The 1,415-nt window shown below is 47.6% G+C and carries 1 protein-coding gene; it reads left to right on the top strand.

Going from position 1 to position 1,415, the window contains the following annotated elements; genetic code table 11:
* Positions 1-1,175 (top strand): chromosome partition protein MukB (mukB, locus tag R8N28_RS24865; protein ID WP_318183622.1); only part of this gene is annotated, 1,175 nt, incomplete at its 5' end.
* Between the last annotated feature and the right edge of the window lie 240 nt (positions 1,176-1,415).

Below are 1,415 nucleotides of genomic sequence, written 5' to 3'. Positions count from 1 at the left end.
TGAAGAAAGTTCAGAAGGAATACGCAGAGCTGCGTACCTTCGTGGTTGCTGCGAAAGCTGGCTGGTGTTCAGTACTTCGCTTGGCACGTGAAAACGACGTTGAACGTCGTCTTCACAAGCGCGAGTTGGCGTACATGTCTGCCGATGAACTGCGTTCAATGTCGGATAAATCGTTGGGTGCGCTGCGTCTTGCTGTTGCAAACAATGATGACCTACGTGATGCGTTACGTTTGTCTGAAGATAATGCACGTCCAGAGCGTAAAGTTCTGTTTTACATTGCGGTTTACCAGCACCTTCGTGAGCGTATTCGTCAGGACATCATCCGCACAGATGACCCAGTAGAAGCCATCGAAGAAATGGAAGTAGAGCTAGCGCGTCTGACTGAAGAGCTAACTCAACGCGAAAACCGTCTGGCAATCAGCTCTGAGTCTGTGGCAAGCATCATCAAGAAGACGATTCAGCGTGAGCAAAACCGTATTCGCATGCTAAACCAAGGCTTGTCGAACATCTCGTTCGGTCAGGTGAAAGGTGTGCGTCTAAACGTGAAGATCCGTGAAAGCCATGAAGTGCTATTGCATGGTCTGTCTTCGCAGCAAGAACAGCATAAAGATTTGTTTGAATCTCCACGTTTCACTTTCTCAGAAGCGATGGCAAAACTGTTCCAACGCGTGAACCCTCACATCGATATGGGTCAACGCTCTCCTCAGGTTCTGGGTGAAGAGCTACTGGATTATCGTAACTATCTAGAGCTAAGTGTGGAAGTTAACCGTGGCTCTGATGGTTGGCTGCAAGCGGAATCTGGGGCGCTATCAACGGGTGAGGCAATCGGTACTGGTCAGTCAATCCTATTGATGGTTGTTCAGAGCTGGGAAGAAGAATCCCGTCGTCTACGCAGCAAAGACATCATCCCATGTCGTTTGTTGTTCCTCGATGAGGCGGCACGTCTGGATGCGAAGTCGATTTCAACGCTATTCGAACTGTGTGACCGTCTGGATATGCAGCTGTTGATTGCTGCGCCAGAGAACATTAGCCCAGAGAAAGGTACAACCTACAAGCTGGTACGTAAGGTGTTTAAAGATCACGAACACGTACACGTTGTTGGTCTACGTGGCTTTGGTCAAACAGATAAACCGAAGAGTGAAGTTCAAGAAATGATTGAAGAGTTTGAATCATAAGCTTGGAAGCATAAAAAACGCCCGCAATTAAAGCGGGCGTTTTTGTATCTGATTAACAGAGAGATGCAGGTAACGGGCATAAAATAAGCCGAGGCTGTAGGACGACAGTCTCGGCTTTTTCGTGAGCACTTAGACCAATAGCAGGGAGTATTGGAAATAACCTAAGCGCTATTCCTCTGAAATATCGGTTCCAGCTTCGATAATTTCAGCAAGCTCTTCAAGTGCTTGAACCGAAAGCTC

Source organism: Vibrio sp. Vb1554, from assembly GCF_033344235.1.
Note: the sequence above shows the minus strand (reverse complement) of the source record. Positions and strands in the feature narration are given on the sequence as shown.